The following is a 21236-nucleotide window of genomic DNA, read 5'->3' on the forward strand; positions in this document are numbered from 1 at the left end:
GTTAGCAAGAATATAATTAGCAGGCTAACTACTTTATGAGGTGCTAATGAAAACCTTAGGCATGACTTTATCTTATCTGGTTCGACAATGGCGTTGGATTAACGATGAGCGCCTACAACCATTAGGTTTAACGCAAAGTCGCTGGATAACCTTAACGCATCTAAAATATCAAGACGGTATGCAACAGCATCAGCTGGCACGTTTGGTGGGGGTAGAAAGTCCCTCTTTAGTGCGCACATTAGACGGACTAGAGCAGTTAGGCTTAGTTGAACGGCGCCCTTGTGCTAACGATAGGCGAGGTAAAACGGTACATTTAACCGCTAAGGCGAGTGATATTATGGCCGACATGGACGCGGTGTTAGATCAGACACGCTTACAAGTGTTAGCTGGGCTGAGTGAGCAAGAAATTGCCGATTTTAGCCGAATTGCTGAGCATATTAACTACAATTTACACAGTGTTTGCGAACATAAATAATCCCTTTTGAGGTAACAATGACACCAGAACAAAGCTTTAGTCATTGGGTAAAAATCGCGCTCAGTATCTTTTTAGTACTGTTTACCTATTTTGTAATAGCCGATAACTACATGCCAATGACCCCCGAAGCTCGTATTCAACGCTATGTTGTGCCTGTGTCTGCTCGGGTGTCGGGGCAAGTTAGTAAGGTGGATGTGACTAATAATCAGCAGGTAACGGCTGGGCAGCTTTTATTTGAGTTAGATGATAGCGATTATGTGTTAGCAGTTAAACGTGCCGAATTGGCACTTTCCCACGCTAAGGCCGAACAACAAAAAGCCTTGTCGGCATTAGCCGAGGTAAAGGCCGAGTCTCATCAAAGTGCTCTGCAAGCTGATGAGCAAGCACGCGAAGCGGCTCGTATTGCACGCTTACATCGTCAAGGACATATGTCTTTGCAGCAACTGGAGCAGGCGAATACCAAGGCCAGCTTGGCGCAAGAGGCCACCGCCGTGAGCAAGGCGAGAAGCCAAGAAGTAGAGCAGAGCGTATTAGCCGCTGGCATTGGTGTAGAAGAGGCTCAAGTGGCGCTAGATCAGGCGCAGCTTGAGTTGGCGCGCACCCAAGTCTATGCCGAAAGTAATGGCCGTATTGGTAACTTGCAGTTACGCCAAGGGCAACACGCCAATGCCGGGCAGCCGTTAATGGCGTTAATTTCTGATCAAGCTTGGGTGAGTGCCGACTTTCGTGAGAAAAGTCTGCGTCATGTAGAGGTAGGCACACAGGTTGATATAGTGTTTGACGCTCTGCCTGGCCAAGTGTTTGCTGGGCATGTCACCAGCATCGACAGTGGGGTACGAGAGGGCTAGCAAGCTGCAGACGGTTTATTAGCTCAGCCTGTTAACTCAGATCGCTGGGTGCGAGATGCACAGCGTTTGCGCACACATATTGCCTTAGACGAAGACTGGCCGCCGCTGGCGACCGGCGCTAAGGCAACAGTGCAGCTGTATCCCATTGATAATCCTATTTTTTATGCTTTAGCTGCCATGCAGTCGCGAGTGATTAGCGTATTACGTTATTTATATTAAGCGCTAAGCGAGGCCCGCTATGGAATTAACCCAAGATAAACTACGCACCTGCTTGCGCATTGCCTTTGGCAGTGCGGCAGGCTTGCTGATCGCTAAAATGATGAACTGGAATTTTGGGGTGTTTTTTACGGTCTACCCCATGTTGCTGTTAGGCATGGTGCCGGTTTTAAATCGCTTTGTGGCGTTGCAGTTTATTGGCTCCTCTTTGCTGACCTCACTAGAAATTATGATTTTGCCAGGCATCCTTAACCACTGGCCGCCTGCGTTTATTGTCGTGGTATTTTGCTTATTTTTGGGGCGCTTTTTCTTGATGGCCAAAGGCCCTTTGATGTTATTTGGCGCCTCGGGCTGTGTGAGTTTGAGCATAATGTTGCATTTTTCGAGTTATGCCCACTTTGACTTAGCCGAAATGGCGTCACTTAATATTACCGCCTCTTTGTTATCGGTTGCTTTGGCATATATTGCTTACACCTTTTTGCCTCACCAAGCAGCCCCTGTGGCTCGCGCCTTGCCAACTAAAAGTGCCAATATGATCCGTCATCAGGCGTTATTAGGCGGCATTATTGCCACGTTAAGCTTTATTGTGTTTCAAACCGTCGACTTAGTTGATTCACTCTCGGCACAAGTGGCCACTGTATTGGTGCTATTTCCTATGAGCTTTGTGGGGGCGTCGCAATCGGGCCGCCAGCGCTGCATCGGCACCTTGCTGGGCTGTGCCTTAGGTCTGTTAACTCAGCTGTTTTTATACAGTTATTACCATAACCTGCTGTTGCTCACGCTGTCGTTTTGGTTATGCGCTATGGTCTTTGCGCGCTGGCACGTAAAAGAGGGGGTGCCGGGCATAGGTTTTGCAGGCCTGACGACGGTTGGTATTTTGTTTGGTCAGTATGTTTCCCCTGAACATGACTTGGTGTACAGCGCCTTGTACCGCATGAGCTCAATGACCATCGCTATTTTGCTCACCTTGTGTTGTGTGTATTTAGTGCACAAGGTGCTGAATCTGTTTCCCTCAACGCGCCACCAAATACTGGGCTAGTGAACAGGCAGCACAAAGCAAAACCCCGAGCTTGCAGGCTCGGGGTTGTTTAACTGACAGCTAACGGCTTAAAGTGGTGTCTAAATTGAGTAGTAAAGATCGTACTCTAGTGGGTGAGTTGCCATATTGATGGTTTCCGTCTCTACACGCTTATACTTAATAAAGGCATCAATAAACTCATCACTAAACACTCCACCGCGGGTTAAAAACTCGCGATCGGCATCTAAGCAATCCAGCGCATTATCTAACGACACAGCTACTGTTGGAATTTCGGCAGCTTCTTCTGGCGGTAAATCGTATAAATCCTTATCCATGGCATCGCCTGGGTGGATTTTATTTTGAATACCATCTAAGCCGGCCATCAACAAGGCAGCAAAACATAAATAAGGGTTAGCCGCCGGATCAGGGAAGCGCGTTTCAATGCGGCGCGCCTTAGGAGAGCTCACCAATGGAATACGAATTGAGGCCGAGCGGTTACGAGCCGAGTAAGCCAGCATGACCGGAGCTTCAAAACCGGGCACCAAGCGCTTATAAGAGTTGGTGGCGGGGTTAGTAATGGCATTAAGGGCTCGAGCATGTTTGATTATGCCGCCAATGTAGAACAGCGCCATTTCAGACAAGCCGCCATATAAGTCACCGGCAAATAAATTTTCCCCGTTTTTTACTAACGACTGGTGCACGTGCATCCCTGAGCCATTATCGCCCACTAATGGCTTAGGCATAAAAGTGGCGGTTTTATTAAAAGCATGGGCTACGTTATGCACCACATACTTATATACCTGAATTTCATCGGCTTTTAAGGTGAGAGTATTAAACTTACAAGCGATTTCATTTTGCCCCGCAGTGGCCACTTCATGGTGATGTGCTTCCACCACTAAGCCCATTTCTTCCATCACTAGGCACATGGCGGCACGAATATCTTGTGACGAGTCAGTAGGCGCTACGGGGAAGTAACCGCCTTTTACACCGGGTCTATGACCTTTGTTGCCACCCTCATATTCTCTGCCAGAGTTCCACTTGGCTTCTATGTCATCAATTTTGAAGAAGCTGCCCGACATGTCGGTATGAAAGCGTACATCGTCAAACAAGAAGAATTCGGGCTCTGGGCCAATCAGCACGCTGTCGGCAATACCACTGGCCACTAGGTATTCTTCTGAACGTCGGGCAATAGAGCGTGGATCACGATCGTAGCCTTGCATGGTGTTGGGTTCTAGAATGTCGCAGCGAATATTGAGGGTAACATCTTCGGTAAAGGGATCTAGCACGGCACTGCTTGGGTCGGGCATTAACACCATGTCGGACTCATGAATGGTTTTCCAGGCGGTCATGGACGATCCATCGAACATTTTGCCTTCTTCAAAGAAGTCTTCATCTACCTGACCTGCAGGAAAACTGATGTGTTGTTCCTTACCTTTGATATCGGTAAAGCGCAGATCGATGAATTTGACCTCATATTCCTTTATCATGTCCATTACGTTGTCTATTGCCATGGATTTCGACCTCCAAAAATAATCATTTTATGGTTTGATGAGGGGTTGGAACAAGCGCCCCGTCAGTTGCCAGCGATAAAACTACACGAAATTTAAAGCACAAATTAGAAAATAACCATAACAAAGCGAAATCTCTGTCACATTGTTAAATGCTGGCGCGCATGACATTCAGTCTGATATTTGAAAAAACAAACCGTTTTGGGTACGCATTAAGTTCGCCAGTCCATGCTAGAAGTATTGAGTTGTTATACCCAGTTATCATGGTGCATTCGGCGGCACTTGAAAAGCTCGCTTGCAGTTATTTTCGATACTTCTAGGTAGATCCGTGCTAGGCGAGTAAAATAGCCGACTATTTATTATCCACCCCCAGTATTTTGAGGCAGGAATGTTAGATAACCTACGTAACATCGCAATCATCGCTCACGTTGACCATGGTAAAACTACCTTGGTAGACAAGCTGCTGCAGCAGTCTGGTACGCTAGAAAGCCGCGGCGAAGCGGAAGACAGGGTCATGGACTCCAACGACATAGAGCGGGAGCGCGGCATTACTATTCTTGCCAAAAACACCGCTATCCGTTGGACGTCACCTGAAAACCAAGAATTTCGTATTAATATAGTAGATACCCCAGGACACGCCGACTTTGGTGGTGAAGTGGAACGTGTTATGTCTATGGTCGACTCAGTATTATTGCTAGTTGATGCTCAAGAAGGCCCTATGCCACAAACGCGCTTTGTAACCCAAAAAGCCTTTGCTCAAGGCTTAAAGCCGATTGTGGTTATCAACAAAGTAGACAAGCCGGGTGCTCGTCCAGACTGGGTACTAGACCAAGTGTTTGATTTGTTTGATAACTTGGGCGCAACTGACGACCAGTTAGACTTCCAAGTGATTTATGCGTCTGGCATTAATGGCTGGGCAACACTGGATGTTGATGCTCCTGAGCCAGACATGACCACTTTGTTCCAAACCATTGTTGAACAAGTACCGGTACCCGATGCCGATCCTGATGGCCCACTGCAAATGCAGATTTCTCAACTAGATTACTCTTCTTATGTGGGTGTTATTGGTATTGGTCGCATTAAGCGTGGTGTTGTTAAAACCAATCAGCAAGTGACAGTGGTTGGGGCTGATGGCAGTACTCGTAATGGTAAAGTAGGCCAGGTGATGGGCTACTTAGGGCTAGAGCGCACCGATTCAGGTGAAGGCTCTGCGGGTGATATTGTGGCCGTTACGGGCTTAGGCGAGCTAAAAATCTCTGACACTATTTGTGCTCAAAGTGATGTAGAAGCATTGCCACCTTTGTCGGTTGATGAACCTACTGTAACCATGACCTTTCAGGTGAACAACTCTCCTTTTGCCGGCCTAGACGGTAAATACGTGACATCACGTAACATTATGGAGCGTTTAACGTCTGAATTAGTGCACAACGTGGCTCTGCGCGTTGAGCAAGGTTCCGATCCTGATAAGTTCCGAGTGTCGGGCCGTGGTGAGTTACACCTAGGTATTTTGATTGAAAATATGCGCCGTGAAGGCTTCGAGCTGGCAGTATCTCGCCCAGAAGTTATCTTAAAAGAAGAAAATGGCGTTAAGTTAGAACCTTTTGAGACCTTAACGGTTGATATTGAAGAAGAAAGCCAAGGCTCCATTATGGAGAAACTGGGTGAGCGTAAAGGCGAAATGACCGATATGGTGCCCGATGGTAAAGGTCGGGTACGTATCGACTTTATCATTCCTGCTCGCGGTCTAATTGGTTTTCAAACCGAGTTTATGACGCTGACCTCAGGCTCAGGCTTGATGAACCACAGCTTTGACCATTATGGTCCGCATAAAGGCGGTGAAATTGGTTCTCGTACCAACGGGGTACTGATTTCTAACAGTAAAGGTAAGGCATCTGCTTACTCACTGTTTAACATGCAAGACCGTGGTCGTCTGTTTATTGATCATGCTACTGAAGTGTACGAAGGCATGGTAATTGGTATTCATAGCCGTGCCAACGACCTGACCGTTAACTGTATTAAAGGTAAGCAGCTAACCAACGTACGTGCTTCTGGTACCGATGAGGCGCTCACCTTAGTGCCACCTATTAAGATGACACTAGAGCAAGCGTTAGAGTTTATTGATGATGACGAGCTGGTGGAAGTCACACCACAGCACTTGCGTATTCGTAAGCGTCACCTAACTGAAAACGAACGTAAGCGTGCCGGTCGCGGTTAATTCCGACTGACATTTGCTAATCAGGGCGCCTAAGGGCGCCCTTTTTTTGCTTTACGTTAAACACAAAATATAAGAGCATTTTTGCCACGGAATACACGGACGGTCACGGAAAAAGAGCATTAAAAAAGACAAATTTTAATGGGTCATATCAAGTATCCAAGAATCGGAATGGGACTTACCCTTTAAAAAATTAGTGGTATTTTCGTCCGTGTATTCTGTGGCAAAGCGGTTTTAGCCTTTTACTTAGCATTGCTTCTCACCTATTTGTGAGCTAAATCTGTGGTCAAGGCATATCTGGCTGGCGCTGTGGTAGGGTAATTTGTCACAATGGTTTCATTTAGGGATGAAAAGAGAGAGTTATGAGCCAAATTATTGCGCAGGTTGCCCATCGTCTGCACTTTATTCGAGAGCATGGCGGAGACTTTTCCCGCTTTTTATTACAGCGCATAAAAGAGGACCGACTAAAAATAACTGCCGGCTACTTGGCCTATATCACTCTGCTGTCGTTAGTGCCTATGTTGGCGGTTATTTTTGCCATGATGTCGGCTTTTCCGATGTTTGCCGAGTTAAGAGACACCATTCAGCAGTTTGTGTTTACCAACTTTGTGCCTGCTGCAGGCGATGTGGTACAAACTAAAATTCAAAGCTTTGTCGATAATGCCTCTAAAACCACTGCGGTGGGGGTAGTAGCATTAGCGTTTACAGCCATGTTATTGATTTCAGCGATTGACCAAAACTTTAACTATATTTGGCGAGTAACTGATAAGCGGCGCATGTCAGTAGCTTTTGCAACCTATTGGATGATATTGACACTGGGGCCTATGTTAGTGGGCGCAAGCTTGGTGATTACTTCTTATATTACCAGTATACGGGTGTTTGATAATGACGTGTTGGGCGTTGGAGATCACCTGTTATCTTTGTTTCCTTTTCTTTTATCTACCATAATGTTTGTTGCCTTTTATATGGTGGTGCCAAACACGAGAGTAAAGTTTAGCCACGCAATTTGTGGTGCTTTAGTCGCCGGCCTACTCTTTGAAATAGCCAAGCGAGGGTTTGCTTTTTATATTGTAAAATTTCCGTCTTACGAAGCCATTTACGGTACGCTCGCTACCGTGCCTATTATTTTTGTATGGGTATATTTGAGCTGGATGGTCGCCTTATTGGGCGCCGAAATTACCGCAGGCTTAGGTGAGTATGAAAGCTTAAGAGGCAAACGGTTTGAAGACGTTAACCCTGATGCTGAGGAGGAAATTGATTAATGCGCACCTTATATCCCAGTATTGGCCATTATAATCAGCATTGGTTGGCGGTAAGTGATCGCCACCAGTTGTATATAGAAGAATGCGGCAATCCTTTAGGCATTCCCGTTATTGTGCTCCATGGGGGCCCTGGGGCTAGCATTAGCGAGCAACATCGTCGTTTTTTTGATCCCGAATGCTATCGTATTATTTTGTTTGACCAGCGTGGGGCGGGCCAGTCTCAGCCCCATGCTGATTTGGCTGATAACCATACCCAGGCGTTAATATCTGATATTGAACAAATTCGTGAGTTACTAGGGGTCGATTCTTGGTTAGTCTTTGGCGGCTCTTGGGGCTCAACGCTGGCGCTATGTTATGCCATTGAACATGGCGAGCGGGTGCGCGCTTTAATATTACGCGGGCTGTTTTTGGCGCGTCAGCAAGACCTAGACTGGTTATATCAGCCTAGCGGCGGTGCAGCACAGATATTCCCTGATTATTATCAAGACTTTATTGCACCACTTGAGGGCGATACACGCCATTTGCTCAGTCATTATTATCGCTTATTAACCAGTAGCAACGAGCTGGCACGACTGAATGCCGCGCGTGCTTGGGCAATTTGGGAGGGGCGAATTTCGACGTTATTACCCAGAGCCGATGCGCAAGAGTATTATGGTGAAGTGCATGGGGCATTAGCCTTGGCGAGAATTGAAAGCCATTACTTTATTCACCAGTGCTTTATTGAAGAGAATCACATTATTCGCCAGATAAACGCACTGCGCAAAATACCAGCAGTACTGGTGCACGGGCGCTACGATGCCATTTGTAAGCCCGCAGCCGCCACCGAGTTGGCCACCCACTGGCCTGAGTTAACGCTACACATTGTGCCCGGTGCAGGGCATTCAGCCTTTGACCCTCCCATGATAGATGCCTTAGTGAAAGCCACCGATCATATGGCCAAGGAGTTAGCTCAGTTATGATTGCACTGATTCAACGCGTTAGCTCGGCATCTGTGGTGGTTAACGAGGAAGTGGTTGGGGAAATCGCCTCCGGTTTATTAGTCTTGTTAGGTGTTGAGCGTAACGACACCCAAGCCAATGCTGATAAGCTACTGCGTAAAGTCTTGGGTTATCGGGTCTTTTCGGATGATGCCGATAAAATGAACCTCAATGTTCAACAAGTTGGCGGCAGCTTATTAGTGGTGTCACAGTTTACCTTGGCCTCCGATACCAACAGCGGTTTGCGCCCCAGCTTTTCTAGCGCAGGCTCCCCAGCACAGGCTGAAATTTGGTATGACTACTTTGTGAAAGCCGCTCAACAGTCAGGCATTACCACTGCCAGTGGGCGCTTTGCCGCCGATATGCAAGTGAGCTTAGTGAACGACGGCCCCGTCACCTTTTGGTTGCAGGCGTAAGGGAGTATGCTCTTTATTCGCTTGGTCTACCTTTACCAAACTACTAGGAGCAGACCATGTATCGCGTGGTAACACCGCAAACGGACGCGGAACTGAAATCGTATTATCATCTACGCTGGCAATTGCTACGCAAGCCCTGGCAACAGCCCGAAGGCTCAGAGCGAGATGAGTTTGATGAATATGCTCATCATCGCATGATGATAGATAGCTCAAATAAGTTAGTGGCCGTTGGCCGTTTATATATGAGCGGTGATGAGGCGCAAATTCGCTTTATGGCGGTGGTGCCTGAGTGTCGCGACTTAGGGTTAGGAACGCGCATGGTGCAGGCATTAGAGCAAGTTGCTCGTCAGCAAAGCGCCCGCCGGTTAGTGATGAATGCCCGGGAAGAGGCGGTGGCGTTTTACAGTCGTTGTGGCTTTACCGTGGTGGGTGAGGGGCCTATTAGTTTTGGTAAAATCCCTCATCGGCAAATGATAAAAGCCCTGACCTCCATTCACCAAATTCGCCATTGTTCAGAGCTGTGTGATGAACTACAAAGTCAGTGGCACAGACGCATCCCCATCAGCGAGAAGATGGGCATTCGTATTATTCAATACACGGGCAGCCGCTTTAAAACTAAAGCGAACCTTACCGCTAACCTTAACCTGCATGAGTCTATGTTTGCCGGCAGTATTTATAGCCAATGTGTATTAACGGGCTGGGGATTAATTTGGTTACAAATGCAAGAGTTTGGCCTAACTGGCGACATAGTGCAGGGCCAAGGAGACATTAAATACTTAACGCCTATCTGGGACGAGCCCAGCGCCGAAGTTCAGGGGCGGTTACGAGAGCAACTGCTGCCCTTACAAAGTGGCGAGCGGGTGCGCATCGATTTGCAGGTCATATTGTATAGCGGTGAACAAAAAGCGGCTATTTTTAACGGCCGCTACGTCATTTTGCCGCATTAATTTGCGTGTGAGGAGTGCGGCGTAAACACAACACACTGCTGCTACTCTTCTTCATCCAATTGCAGCGCTCTTACGCCTTGTAATATGCTCCCAGACAAACCGGATTTAGGGTAGGGCACAGCGCCTCTATACCAAGGTTTGCAAGGGATAGCGAGTTTAGGTTGATGTAAACTCAGCTGCGGCGCGCGCCAAGTGTTACTTAACGCAATGGCCAGCTCTCGACAGCCACTCTCGTTAATCGCCCCCAGCTCTAGCTGCCAAGCGCCGGCAAAATCTAGCTGGCCCCGCACGGCTAACAAGTGACGTACGCTTTGCAATGCGCTGCCATCTAGTTGCCAACGGCCTTGATTAACTGGACCTGCTAGCTGCATTTGATAAATAAAGGCATCGCTTTGGTTTAAATCTAAGGCGGCAAGTTTGGGGTCAACCTGACGTAGTTGGCGATAATCTTCAATTAATCGTGCCTTCAGCCAAGTATCTATTCCGACTTTCTCGATAAATACATCCTGACCGGTCATGGCCAGCTGCCCTTGCCAAGTTTGGGTATTGTTTAACTCGCCTTGCAGGCTGCCCTGAATATCCAGTATGCCAGAAAACTCATGAGCCCCCTGTTGCCAACGATACAAGGGTCGTATATCTAATGCTGCCCCTGTCAGTTGTAATTGCCCAGCATAGGGCGAGTAACGATCCACCTCCCCCTGCATCGACCATTGGCCGTTTAATAGCTCAGTGTTAAGTTGTTCGACGGTCAGCTTGGTGTCATCTAGGCGAGCTTTGGTGTGCCCGTGGCGCGCGACTATGCTGTTAAATGCAATTTCATCCCAGCTGGCTTCTAATCTGGCTTGCTCACTTAACGGGCGCCATTGCCCAGCAGACCAAGCCAAGTCGGTAATAAAAGCGTTAGCCCCCAAGACAGAGAGTGGTAAGTCGGCATCCAGGGATAACAACTCTATTTGGCTGACATTTAATTTATGCAGTCGTATATCAGGTGTTGGCCAATATAATTCGGGTTGCCAAATTAGCTTATTGTCTGCTAATTGCAGTGTGTCTATATCTAAGCGGGCTTGTGTGGGCGTCCAGCGTAGCTCGCTATTAAAGGAGCCTTCATAAGCCTGACCTTTCACACTTAAATCGAGCCTATCATGGCGACTGAGTAGCTCACCCTCATGTTGATCTAGGCGTAGCCAGTCTAGTACTGCCTCATCGGCTTGCCAGTAGCCGCGGGCATCGGGTAGGCCGCCGGCTTGCCACTCAAAATAGCGAAGCTCACCACTAATGCCATTACTGATAACTTGTGGACTAGTAATGCTGACATCAGTAAAGGTGGCGCGGTTAAGTTGCAGGCGCCAGTTCGTATCCAAGGGTGGCAGTTGCTCAAACTGCACCCGATTATGGCTAAACGACGCCTCGGTTAAGGTAAGCATTTGCTGTGGCATATTGAGTGTTAAGGCTGCATCAAATAGCCCATCAAATAAGCGACTTTGTAGCTGTGTTAGCTGTAGTTGCTGATCGGCAACCTGGCCACGAAAGCTCACTTGTGTCATGGCAAAGTGGGGGTGAGTGAGTTGGCGTAATTGGCCCTTTATTTGTGCTTCTGACCACCACTGCCAAGTGCTATCACGCCGAGGCTGCCAGTTGTTTAAAGTGATATCTAGGCCTTTAGCCTGCCAGCTTTGCCAGTTAACACTCAGGTTGTTACTGGTGAATTCATCTACTTTAATGTTGGCTAAATTGCTTGGTAGCGCGATGTCACCGGCCTTATCGAGCTGTACCTGCGCATCAATCACATCCAGTGTGGCAATGCGGGTGCGATTGGAGAGCGGTGACAAATGGGCGAGCTCAACATATACCTGTTTGGCGCTAAACCACTCCCCTAGCTGCACATCTTCGGCTAACAAGGTATAAGGGTGCAGTGGATTAAATTCTAAATTACCGATGGCTAGGTGAATATTTGAATGTTCATTCAACCAACCTAGCACCGGCTTTTTCAGCTGGTTAGCATCAAATATATTCAACAGTAGCCAGCCGGTTAGTAGCAGCACCAGTACCAATATTGATAAATATTTGGCCAGCTTCTTCATCGCATATCCCTTTAAAATTCCAGGCCCTTCGGGCAGCGTTAAGTCGTCAGCTAAAGGTAAAAGACGTTTCGCCATCACTCTTTGTTATGAGAAGTACGGCGCCCACAGAAAAAAATATAAAGAAAAACGTCTTGTTTGGTAATACCTTACAAGAAAATGTTACCTCTGTTAGCTTTATTTCTCTGTCCGTGGCTGTGGTCATCGAAATACGTAACGCATTTATCTTTGTTTTTCTGACCGCTTAAAGCTGCCCGCTGACAGCTATGCTTTCAGACCTTGCCATATTGATCTCGCTCGCCCAGCCAGCGACGAATGAGTGGCGCAACGATTTTGGGGTGCGCATCGGCCAAGTAACGGGCTAGGCGCTGTACCTCGGGTAATAGATGTTGGTCGCGGATCAAATCGGCAATTTTTAAATCGGTGAGACCAGTTTGTTTGGTGCCTAATAATTCGCCGGGGCCACGTATTTCTAAATCTTTTTGCGCAATAATAAAGCCGTCGTTGGTGTCGCGCAGTACGCCAAGACGTTGGCTGGCGGTTTTGGTTAATGGTGCGTGATACAGCAGTACGCAATGAGAGGCCACAGCCCCTCGACCGACACGGCCACGAAGTTGGTGTAATTGTGCAAGACCTAAGCGCTCAGGGTTTTCAATAATCATTAACGAGGCATTAGGCACATCAACCCCCACTTCGATCACTGTGGTGGCCACTAATAGGTCGAGTTTTCCGTCTTTAAAATCAGCCATTACCGCCAGCTTTTCGGCCGGCTTCATGCGGCCATGTACTAAGCCCACCTTTAATTCGGGTAGCTGTGCGCTTAGCTCTGTGGCTGTGTCTTCGGCGGCTTGGCACTCCAGCATGTCTGATTCATCAATCAGGGTGCATACCCAATAGGCTTGGCGGCCTTGGTCGCGACACACTTCACGCACTCGGGCGACTATGTCTTGGCGGCGAGTGTCGGGCATGGCCACGGTTTTGACTGGCGTGCGACCTGGGGGGAGCTCGTCTATGATGGAGGTGTCGAGATCGGCATAAGCCGTCATGGCCAAGGTGCGCGGAATAGGGGTGGCGGTCATGATCAGCTGGTGGGGATAAAAGGCCCCTTGGCTGCCTTTTTCGCGCAGGGCTAAGCGCTGATGCACGCCAAAGCGGTGTTGTTCATCAATGATCACCAACTCTAGTGCATTAAACTTCACCTCTTCCTGAAACAAGGCATGAGTGCCCACTATCATGCCGACTTCGCCACTGGCGAGCCGTGCTAATTGCTCGGCTCGCGCCTTGCCCTTTACCTTGCCAGCCAGCCAGCCTACTTGAATGCCCAAGGGCGCTAGCCAAGCGGCAAAGTTGTTAGCATGTTGTTCGGCCAGCAATTCGGTAGGCGCCATTAATGCTACTTGGCCTTGGTTGCCCATCACTTGTAATGCCGCGAGTGCAGCCACAAGCGTTTTACCCGAGCCCACATCCCCTTGTACTAGGCGCATCATGGGCACATTTTTTTGTAAGTCGGCGTTAATATCAGCAACTACTCTTTGCTGAGCCCCTGTGGGGGTAAAGGGCAGCTGAGCTAAAAAATCGTCAATTAATGAGGCCGGGTAGCTCAGGCTGCGGGCTTGATGAGCTTGGCTTTGCTCGCGTACTTTTAGCACCGATAGGTTATGAGCTAATAGCTCTTCCATAATTAAGCGCTGCTGTGCTGGATGTTTGCCCTGTTCAATATCAAACAGAGCCACCTGAGCTGGCGGTCTGTGCAGTAAGCGAACGGCCTCGTTCAGGCTAACTTGTTTGTTGTATAAGCCCTCAGGCAGCCATTCTTGTAAGGGGTTTTGTTCTAATAGGGTGAGTGCCTGATCGGTTAGCTGGCGTAAGGTTATTTGGCGTAAGCCTTCGGTAGCAGCGTATACCGGAGTAAAGCAAGCCTCGCTGGTTATGGGGTGCTCGCCCACTTGCAGACTGTATTCGGGGTGAATAATCTCTAGGCCATATTGGCCTGGTCGCACTTCGCCAAAGGCACGAATTTTAGTGCCCGCAGTGAGGGTGTTTTTTTGGGCGGCGGCAAAGCTAAAAAAGCGCAGTGTCAGGCTGCCAGTGTTATCGCGCATCCGGCATAACAGCATGCGTTTGCGGCCATAGCTAATATTACTATCGACTATTTCGCCAATGACAGAAACATGCATGCCGGGCATGAGCTGAGCAATAGGATACACGCGGGTGCGGTCTTCGTAGCGCACGGGCAGATGAAACAACAAGTCTTGCACCGTACTCAAACCGAGTCGTTGCAGTTTTTCTAACATCTTGTCGCCCACACCTTTAAGCGTGCTCAAGGAGACTTTATCCAGATTCATAACGACCCCACCCATGAATATAGTCAAAGAATAGCAAAGCCGAGATTAAAAGGGGAGCAACAGCAGCGCCGAGCGCCCAACCCCAAGCGCCTAGCTATAAGAAAACCGTCAGCTATCAGCTGTCAGCCGTCAGAAAAAACACCGAATCTTGCGGGTTCGGTGTTTGTTTTAACTGATAGCTTAACGCTGACCGAAGGGCCATGGATTGCCGCGTCGCTACGCTCCTCGCAATGACGAACTGAGCGGCGTTTATCTGTTAGCTGGGCGCTACTCTTATTTTGTCTTTGCGAGCGCAGCGCGGCAATCCAGCTCTTATGTTTATCTGATAGCTGACGGCTGTGTTTAAAGCAGTCTCTTTAACAGTACATTGGCTCGGGTGCGTTGTACGCGTTTGAGTAGGCGCTGTACAGGAGCGGGATAATCGGTGATTTCTTCAATTTCTGAGAAATGCTCAATGCGTTGACAATGCTCAAGAATATTGGCTTTTTCAGCATCAAAACTGGGCTGTAATAATTGCTCGGGATCGTTGAGCAAGAGGCCGTTTTCTAAATCTAGCCCCCATGCTCTTGGATTTAGATTATTGCCAGTAATCATCGCCAGATCTTTATCTACAAATAGACCTTTAAGATGATAAGAATTGCGCTCATGGCGCCACAGCATAATGTTTAGTTTACCCTGATAAATTGAGGTTTGATGAGCGCGGGCAAAGCGGCGCAAGTTCGCTTCATATAAATAGGGCAAGCCGCCTATGGTGCGAAACGGTTGGTCGGGAGCAATATAAAAGTCATTGGCGGTTTTATCACCAATCACTATGGTGACTTCAACGCCTTTTTTCAGTAAGCCACGAATATCTTTTGCCAGTGGCTTGGGCAAATTAAAGTAAGGCGTACAAATAAACAGTTGTTGCTGGGCACTGCGCAAGGTGGAGCGGATGGCGCGATTAAGGCGGTTACCTATTTTGCCTAAACCGGCCAACGGGGTGACCGAAACTTGACCGGGTTGGCGTTGTTGATGAGCAAACTGATACTGAGTACGCTTCATCTGCTGTTTAAATTGACGGATTACCGGTCTTAACTGACGCGCGCTGGCAATGGGCTCTTTGGTGAGTGATACCACAGCTGGATTATCGATAAATAAACGCTGTATATAGTCCACCATGGTATCGGCAAGCGTAGCATCGTTAAATTGGTGATACCGATCAAAGCGATAACGCTCTTGCTGGTGCAGATAAATGTCGTTGATGCTGGCGCCGGAATATAACAGTGTATCGTCAAAGACAAAGCCTTTCAGGTGCAACACTCCCAGTACTTCTCGCCCTTTGACCGGCACGCCATAGATATCGATAGGCTCGGCATAATGTTTGGCAAAGGCTTGGTACATTTTATGATTACCGCCTTGGCCTTTATGACCAATTAAGCCGCGTTGCGCGCGATGAAAATCAACAAATAGCCGAATGTCGAGAGCAGGGTTGGCTTGTTTTGCTTCATACAGTGCGGTCAGAATTTCTCGGCCGGCATCATCATCTTGCAGATAAAGAGCTACCAGATAGATACGCTGTTGAGCGGCACCAATCAGTTCTAACAATCGCTGCTTAAAGCCTTGGGCAGAATGCAGAATGTCTATTTGCTCGGCATTAATGGCAAGCTTTGGCAAGCGCTGTAGCAAGGTTCGGTAGTTGTGAGTGAGTGACATATATCAATCCGGTTAATCAGTTGTCGCCCAAGACCATACTTAAACGACAATATTTGTGAGCAGTTTACCGAATTTTACTGAACAACGGCAAATTCTCGCGCACTCTTCACTATATTCGCAAGAGTGCGCTGCTTAATTTTGCTATTACAGAGGGCGGGTGGCTTGCTCTAACCAAGCAAGATCATCCGCTGTCAGTAAGGGGCTAATTTTTTCCCACACTTGACGATGATATTGGTTAAGCCATTGAATATGCTTGTTTTCTAACCATTGCTCATCAATTAAGCGGCGGTCGAAGGGTACAAAAGTGAGGGTTTCAAACTCAAATACGGGAATATCGCCAGCTAGATGAGCGGCTTGTACCACTTGCAGGTTTTCACAACGAATACCAAACGCTGCTTCACGATAATAACCAGGCTCGTTAGACACTATCATGCCGGTTGTTAACGCCACCATGCTGCCTTTAGGTGAAATACGTTGCGGCCCCTCGTGTACGCTTAAATAATGGCCCACGCCATGGCCAGTACCATGATCAAAGTTATAACCTTGTTGCCATAACGGCATGCGTGCTAAAGCATCGAGTTGTTGGCCCCCAGTGCCGGCAGGAAAACGCGCTTGGGCTAAGTCAATATGACCACGCAGCACTAAGGTAAACAGTTTTTTTACTTCACTATCAGGCTCACCTACGGCCACAGTGCGAGTGATATCGGTAGTGCCGTCTAAATACTGACCGCCAGAGTCGACTAAATAGAGCGCATCTTGGCCTAGTGTGCGGGGCGTGCCATTGAGGTGATGATAATGACACATGGCGGCATTAGGGCCCAGTGCCGAAATAGTACTGAAACTGGGTTCAATAAACTCAGGGTGGCTGGCGCGAAAACCCTCAAGTTTATCTGCCAGGGTACCTTCGTGTTCTTGTTCTGGATTAGCTTGGTTCACGCGCTTATCTAACCAAGCTAAAAAGCGACATACGGCAGCACCATCACGTAAGTGCGCATTACGACTACCGTTTACCTCTACCTGATTTTTACAAGCTTTAGGTAGCATGCAAGGGTCTGGGGCAAACACCAGCTCTGCTCCAGCATTATCTAAGGTAAGCGCGCTCCACGCGTTGGCAGTGGTCGAGTCTAGTTGTACACGCGCGCCCTGTTTACCAAGCGTTTGCAAATGTGCTTCAAGCTCATTAACCGCGAGTAGGCTGACGTTATTACCAGCATGTGCAGCTAAGTCTAATTCGGCAAATTTAGCCGGATCGGCAAATAATTGCACACTGCTATCTTTATATAGCAGAGCAAAACTTAGCACCACGGGCAGGCAGTCAATATCTCGCCCACGAATATTTAATAGCCAATTAATGGGCTCAGCTTGTGTTAATAATTGCACATCAATGTCTTGAGAGGCTAAGTCTTGGGCAATGCGGTTGCGTTTAGCTTCGCTATGTTGGCCGCTATAGTCTTGATTTAAGAGCAGGGCTGGGTGGCTGTTCGGCTCAGGGCGGTCGTGCCAGTGTTGATCTATGATGTTGTCAGCGATGGGCACCAGTTGAATGTGATGGGCGGCCAATTTTTCTTGGGCACTTTGGTACCAATGCAGGCTATGTAAGTGGCCATCAAAACCGATTTTATCGCCAGCGTTTAGCTTGCTTATTAGCCAGTCTAGGTAAGGTTCATCAATGAGGTGATGATAGCTAAATAAGGTGTCATCGCATTGCTGGCGAACTTGCACTGTGTAGCGACCATCAACAAACACGGCTGCGGTCTCTGCTAAAATCACGGCCATGCCCGCAGAGCCACTAAAGCCGGTTACCCAATCTAACCGCTCGGCGTAGGGTGGAATATATTCCCCTAAATGCTCGTCGTCGTGAGGCACAATAAAAGCATGAATTTGGTGTTCGGCCATGGTGCGACGAGCAGCCGTCAGGCGATGGGCGTGTGTCATGGGGGCTCCTTAATAAGAAAGTACCGTTATCAGCCGTTAGCGGCCAGCCACAAATTATAGCAAAATCTAATCATTATTTTTGTTACAAAAAGCACAAAGCAGAGCACAAAATAACGCCAGAGAGCAAAGCTTACACAGACAGGTCAAAGGCTTATCGCTTTATCTTCAGCTGTTGGATCACTAAAGCGGTGACTATCATGAGTAGGCCGACGAGGGTGGCGGGGTAAATCTCTTCACCCACTAAAAAGTACAGTAATAATAATGATGCAAAAGGTGAGATAAAAATGAGATTTGAAATACGCGCAGTGTGCTCGGCATAGCGCATGGCCATTAGCCAGAGAACAAAGGCGATGCCCATTTCAAACACGCCAATATAAATGGCGCCTACCCAGCCTTGCCAGGCCAATAACTGAAAGTCTGACCATAAGCCAGTAGCAAGCGTGACCAAAGGAAGAGCCACTAAAAAGCTTAAGGTGAGTGTGACCAGCGCATCACCCTGATGGCGGGTGTTTAAAATCCAATAGCCAGCCCATAGCAAGGTCGATAATAGTGCCAATGCGACGCCAAGGGGGTCTTCAAAGTCTAAGCTAAGCAAGTCGCCCCTAGTCGCAATAACCATAGCGCCTAAATAGCCCAATATAATAGCGCCCCAGTCTTGCTTTCGAATACGCTGCCCTAAAAAAGGTACTGCTAACAAGGTGAGGGTGATAGCCCATGTGTAATTGAGGGTTTGTGCCTGTTGAGCAGGAAGTCGGTCGTAGGCCTGAAAGAGCACCAGATAATATAAGGTTGGGTTAATCAGCCCCAGTAACAGGTAATAGGTGGGGTGGGCTTTAATGCTTTGAGCGAGCAGAGGCAGCTTGCCAAGACATGCTAAAATACCTAGCAGCAATAGCGACGAGGTAATGGTGGCCACTAATAATAATTGGGCCGGATCAAAGTAATCTAAAGACAGTTTAAACGCGGTGGCGACCGTTGACCAACAGGCGACGGCACCCAAGCCATAACAGTAGGCTTTTTGTTGATGTTTCATGTTGTTAATTTCACTGTTTGGTGTGGAGCCTAGGTCAACGCTAAAGTAAGGTCTCTTTATTAATTGACAGAAATTACTGCTTAAGATGTAATGATTAGCATAAAGTGTGGCCAGCTAATAGACGCTAAGCCTAATACTATGATGTTGCCTCTTAAGTTTGTTGCACTTAACAGCTAAACTCACCGTTTTTAATCGCACTCTCACGCCACCAAACATCGCTTGGCTTAGCATACTTGGGTAACATAGGGTTAGCACCTACCCTGAGCATAGAAGCTAACAGACGGCAAACGAGCGATAGCGACTAAGCCTTGTTATTATCTTCCATCTTTACCATTAAAGGAATTAGCCTCTTTGCTCAGTGTGAGGAGATGGCGAGTAATGGCGGTTGATGGAAAGAGTTGAATGCCAAGGGCGGCGCATAAATAGGGTTTTTGAGGTATTGAGCAGGCCTTGAGAATGAAGCACGACTAGGAAGCAAATAATGTCTAAGACGACCGGAAATGGCGGTGATAAAAAATACCGCCCACCAGCGAGTAACTTTAAGTGGATTAGCCCTAAAGTCGAGCGTGCCCTTAACCAGGCGAGTATGCGTTCCCCAATATTGGGATGGCTATTATCATGGATTTTTTTTCCTATGGTGTGTCGGTTTGGCCTGCGCATTAATTATGAAACCGATAACTTTTACGTAGAAGTACCCCATAAAAGGTTTAACCGTAATGCTTACGGAACAATTGGTGGAGCGGCTTTATTGGCTAATTTAGAGCTAGCCGCGGGCGCTTATTTGTTTATGCGTACCGATGGTGGTCATCGTTTAGTATGCAGGAATATTTCTTATCGATTTAGGTTGCCCTCGACTAATGGGCTGCACTTTCAGATAGAGCCGGTGAGTGAAGGTATTGATGAAGCAATAAACACTAATCAGCCCTTTAATGCCGATTTAAAAGTGCATGTTTATACACGTGGTAAAAAGCCTGGTGAGCCTGGGCGCCGTATTGGTAGAGGTGAAGTGACTTTTCACTTATGGACTGTGCCTGGAGCCCGTGATGCGTAACCTGCTGCCCGCGTTCTTTCTTGCCTGCGCTTGGTTTTGGTGCATCGGTGGCTTTTTGCCCGTCTTGCTCGATCATGATTTTAGTGCGGTGGCTTTTTGGGTATTCTTTGCGGTGAATATCACAGGCGCAGCTTTGTTTGGGTTTGTGTTCAGTGGACCTCGCAGAGCTCGTTTTTTAGCGCACTTTAGTTTCTTGTCTCAGTTATTTTCTGTGGTTGTTGTGGCGTATCACTTGGTGTTTATGGCCTGGATCAGCACCCTGCTTAATTCTGCTTTGCCTATTGCTGGATTTATTGCTGCAAGTAGCGCCTTTTTTACTTTGCGCCGCAAGTTGATTGGGTTGTCTGTGTTAATTTTTGTGGCAACACTGGCGCTATTTGCTATTGCACTAAGTTACCCTGCACCTAACTTGCCCCCAGTGCCTGTTGCTGATGGCTTTATACATTATGTGGTGCCCTTAGCACTTGGCTTTGTGCTGGCTCCTTATTTTGACTTAACCTTTCATCGCGCCTTTGCCGCCAGTCCCAACCCCAAACTGAGCTTCTTTATCGGCTTTATGGTGCTGTTTGCTATATTGCTGATTGGTATCTTGTATAGCACGCCCATATTGTCGGCCTTTATGACTGAGCAGGGGTTAACTCACCCAGCGCTACCATGGCTGGTGGGGTTATGGGTGATGCAAATGGGTTTTACCACAGCGGCGCATTTGTGCGAGCTTGAACAAACACCTTGGTTTGAGAGAAAGTTGGCGCTGCCCGCCATTATTGTCGTTGGCCTGCTATGTGCTTTCCACTTTGGCATCGCCTTATTGGCGCCAGAGCTAAGGTTTGCCTTTGGTGATCTGGTGTATCGCAGCTTGTTATTTATTATTGGTGTTGTGTTTCCGGTATTGCTGATTTTTGGTGGCATTAATGGTCGCTCATCGATTGCCGTTGCTGTTTTAACGCCTTGTTATACCTTGGGGTTTTTAGTGAGCACCGATTATGCTGCTGCCTTGTCGATAGGGATGGCAGGGTTGGCGGTCATGATGTTCATTTGGCGTAAAAGCCTGTTTCAGCTTGCTTAATTAGCCTAATCCCTAGTCTTAAAACAAACTGTGTAAGACCTTTGCAAAAATCCTGATGAAAGTCAGGATTTTTTTTAGAAAGATACCGGGGCAATCTATTATCTTATACCAATCTGGAAAAATAACTGATCTATTTTTGTTTGTATAAAAAGTCGAA

General features: G+C 47.7%; 17 protein-coding genes. 11 read left to right on the top strand and 6 right to left on the bottom strand.

Annotated features, from left to right (window positions below):
• The first annotated feature begins 46 nt into the window (after positions 1 to 46).
• From slyA to ACTHY5_RS01465, 4 genes are all read left to right on the top strand, one after another.
• Positions 47 to 475 (top strand): transcriptional regulator SlyA, encoded by a 429-nt coding sequence (slyA, locus tag ACTHY5_RS01450; RefSeq protein WP_441875355.1) that lies wholly within the window; start codon positions 47 to 49, stop codon positions 473 to 475.
• 17 nt (positions 476 to 492) lie between these two features.
• Positions 493 to 1323: an HlyD family secretion protein gene (locus tag ACTHY5_RS01455; RefSeq protein WP_441875359.1), complete on the top strand. Its 831-nt coding sequence runs from the start codon at positions 493 to 495 to the stop codon at positions 1321 to 1323.
• A 66-nt stretch (positions 1324 to 1389) separates the two neighbouring features.
• Positions 1390 to 1542: a hypothetical protein gene (locus ACTHY5_RS01460; RefSeq protein WP_441875362.1), complete on the top strand. Its 153-nt coding sequence runs from the start codon at positions 1390 to 1392 to the stop codon at positions 1540 to 1542.
• A 19-nt stretch (positions 1543 to 1561) separates the two neighbouring features.
• Entirely contained in the window at positions 1562 to 2578 is a 1017-nt protein-coding gene (locus ACTHY5_RS01465; protein WP_441875364.1) for a DUF2955 domain-containing protein, read from the top strand.
• 80 nt (positions 2579 to 2658) lie between these two features.
• Here the strand turns inward: ACTHY5_RS01465 and glnA are convergent, their stop codons facing one another.
• On the bottom strand, positions 2659 to 4068 hold the full coding sequence (gene glnA, locus ACTHY5_RS01470) for a glutamate--ammonia ligase (protein ID WP_441875366.1): 1410 nt from the start codon (positions 4066 to 4068) through the stop codon (positions 2659 to 2661).
• A gap of 385 nt (positions 4069 to 4453) precedes the next feature.
• Here glnA and typA point away from each other — a divergent pair, with 385 nt between their 5' ends.
• The 5 genes from typA to ACTHY5_RS01495 all read left to right on the top strand — a co-directional run bounded on the left by typA (position 4454) and on the right by ACTHY5_RS01495 (position 9879).
• The gene (gene typA, locus ACTHY5_RS01475; RefSeq protein ID WP_441875369.1) at positions 4454 to 6280 is read left to right on the top strand and encodes a translational GTPase TypA; all 1827 of its coding nucleotides are present in this window, start codon (positions 4454 to 4456) and stop codon (positions 6278 to 6280) included.
• 359 nt (positions 6281 to 6639) lie between these two features.
• Positions 6640 to 7539 carry a virulence factor BrkB family protein gene (locus tag ACTHY5_RS01480; RefSeq protein WP_441875372.1) on the top strand — a complete coding sequence of 300 codons (900 nt, stop codon included), beginning with the start codon at positions 6640 to 6642 and terminating at the stop codon, positions 7537 to 7539.
• The gene (gene pip, locus ACTHY5_RS01485) at positions 7539 to 8498 is read left to right on the top strand and encodes a prolyl aminopeptidase (RefSeq protein WP_441875375.1); all 960 of its coding nucleotides are present in this window, start codon (positions 7539 to 7541) and stop codon (positions 8496 to 8498) included. Before ACTHY5_RS01480 ends, pip begins: the two co-directional genes overlap by 1 nt.
• Entirely contained in the window at positions 8495 to 8932 is a 438-nt protein-coding gene (gene dtd, locus ACTHY5_RS01490; protein WP_441875378.1) for a D-aminoacyl-tRNA deacylase, read from the top strand. Before pip ends, dtd begins: the two co-directional genes overlap by 4 nt.
• A 56-nt stretch (positions 8933 to 8988) precedes the next feature.
• Positions 8989 to 9879 carry a bifunctional GNAT family N-acetyltransferase/hotdog fold thioesterase gene (locus ACTHY5_RS01495; RefSeq protein ID WP_441875381.1) on the top strand — a complete coding sequence of 297 codons (891 nt, stop codon included), beginning with the start codon at positions 8989 to 8991 and terminating at the stop codon, positions 9877 to 9879.
• A 41-nt stretch (positions 9880 to 9920) separates the two neighbouring features.
• On the opposite strand, the gene ACTHY5_RS01500 is transcribed toward ACTHY5_RS01495, so the two are convergent.
• The 5 genes from ACTHY5_RS01500 to ACTHY5_RS01520 form a co-directional block, all read right to left on the bottom strand.
• The gene (locus tag ACTHY5_RS01500) at positions 9921 to 12035 is read right to left on the bottom strand and encodes an AsmA family protein (protein ID WP_441875383.1); all 2115 of its coding nucleotides are present in this window, start codon (positions 12033 to 12035) and stop codon (positions 9921 to 9923) included.
• Positions 12036 to 12229: 194 nt separating this feature from the next.
• Complete coding sequence (recG, locus tag ACTHY5_RS01505; RefSeq protein WP_441875385.1) at positions 12230 to 14302, bottom strand: ATP-dependent DNA helicase RecG; 2073 nt, start codon at positions 14300 to 14302, stop codon at positions 12230 to 12232.
• Positions 14303 to 14644: 342 nt separating this feature from the next.
• The gene (pssA, locus tag ACTHY5_RS01510) at positions 14645 to 15994 is read right to left on the bottom strand and encodes a CDP-diacylglycerol--serine O-phosphatidyltransferase (protein WP_441875388.1); all 1350 of its coding nucleotides are present in this window, start codon (positions 15992 to 15994) and stop codon (positions 14645 to 14647) included.
• A gap of 144 nt (positions 15995 to 16138) precedes the next feature.
• Complete coding sequence (locus ACTHY5_RS01515) at positions 16139 to 17929, bottom strand: aminopeptidase P family protein (protein ID WP_441875391.1); 1791 nt, start codon at positions 17927 to 17929, stop codon at positions 16139 to 16141.
• Positions 17930 to 18080: 151 nt separating this feature from the next.
• Positions 18081 to 18962: a DMT family transporter gene (locus tag ACTHY5_RS01520; protein WP_441875394.1), complete on the bottom strand. Its 882-nt coding sequence runs from the start codon at positions 18960 to 18962 to the stop codon at positions 18081 to 18083.
• A 481-nt stretch (positions 18963 to 19443) separates the two neighbouring features.
• On the opposite strand from ACTHY5_RS01520, the gene ACTHY5_RS01525 reads away from it, so the two are divergent.
• Positions 19444 to 20013: a hypothetical protein gene (locus tag ACTHY5_RS01525; protein WP_441875397.1), complete on the top strand. Its 570-nt coding sequence runs from the start codon at positions 19444 to 19446 to the stop codon at positions 20011 to 20013.
• A complete protein-coding gene (locus ACTHY5_RS01530) occupies positions 20006 to 21079 on the top strand; it encodes a hypothetical protein (RefSeq protein ID WP_441875399.1) in 1074 nt (357 codons plus the stop codon). Before ACTHY5_RS01525 ends, ACTHY5_RS01530 begins: the two co-directional genes overlap by 8 nt.
• Positions 21080 to 21236 lie beyond the last annotated feature (157 nt).

Source organism: Oceanisphaera sp. (assembly GCF_052084945.1).
Classification (GTDB): domain Bacteria; phylum Pseudomonadota; class Gammaproteobacteria; order Enterobacterales; family Aeromonadaceae; genus Oceanimonas.

Bases quoted from the DNA above. Each gene is read 5' to 3' on its own strand.
- slyA (WP_441875355.1), top strand. From the start codon at position 47: ATGAAAACCTTAGGCATGACTTTATCTTATCTGGTTCGACAATGGCGT.
- ACTHY5_RS01455 (WP_441875359.1), top strand. From the start codon at position 493: ATGACACCAGAACAAAGCTTTAGTCATTGGGTAAAAATCGCGCTCAGT.
- ACTHY5_RS01465 (WP_441875364.1), top strand. From the start codon at position 1,562: ATGGAATTAACCCAAGATAAACTACGCACCTGCTTGCGCATTGCCTTT.
- glnA (WP_441875366.1), bottom strand. From the start codon at position 4,068: ATGGCAATAGACAACGTAATGGACATGATAAAGGAATATGAGGTCAAA.
- typA (WP_441875369.1), top strand. From the start codon at position 4,454: ATGTTAGATAACCTACGTAACATCGCAATCATCGCTCACGTTGACCAT.
- ACTHY5_RS01480 (WP_441875372.1), top strand. From the start codon at position 6,640: ATGAGCCAAATTATTGCGCAGGTTGCCCATCGTCTGCACTTTATTCGA.
- pip (WP_441875375.1), top strand. From the start codon at position 7,539: ATGCGCACCTTATATCCCAGTATTGGCCATTATAATCAGCATTGGTTG.
- dtd (WP_441875378.1), top strand. From the start codon at position 8,495: ATGATTGCACTGATTCAACGCGTTAGCTCGGCATCTGTGGTGGTTAAC.
- ACTHY5_RS01495 (WP_441875381.1), top strand. From the start codon at position 8,989: ATGTATCGCGTGGTAACACCGCAAACGGACGCGGAACTGAAATCGTAT.
- ACTHY5_RS01500 (WP_441875383.1), bottom strand. From the start codon at position 12,035: ATGGCGAAACGTCTTTTACCTTTAGCTGACGACTTAACGCTGCCCGAA.
- recG (WP_441875385.1), bottom strand. From the start codon at position 14,302: ATGAATCTGGATAAAGTCTCCTTGAGCACGCTTAAAGGTGTGGGCGAC.
- pssA (WP_441875388.1), bottom strand. From the start codon at position 15,994: ATGTCACTCACTCACAACTACCGAACCTTGCTACAGCGCTTGCCAAAG.
- ACTHY5_RS01515 (WP_441875391.1), bottom strand. From the start codon at position 17,929: ATGACACACGCCCATCGCCTGACGGCTGCTCGTCGCACCATGGCCGAA.
- ACTHY5_RS01520 (WP_441875394.1), bottom strand. From the start codon at position 18,962: ATGAAACATCAACAAAAAGCCTACTGTTATGGCTTGGGTGCCGTCGCC.
- ACTHY5_RS01525 (WP_441875397.1), top strand. From the start codon at position 19,444: ATGTCTAAGACGACCGGAAATGGCGGTGATAAAAAATACCGCCCACCA.
- ACTHY5_RS01530 (WP_441875399.1), top strand. From the start codon at position 20,006: ATGCGTAACCTGCTGCCCGCGTTCTTTCTTGCCTGCGCTTGGTTTTGG.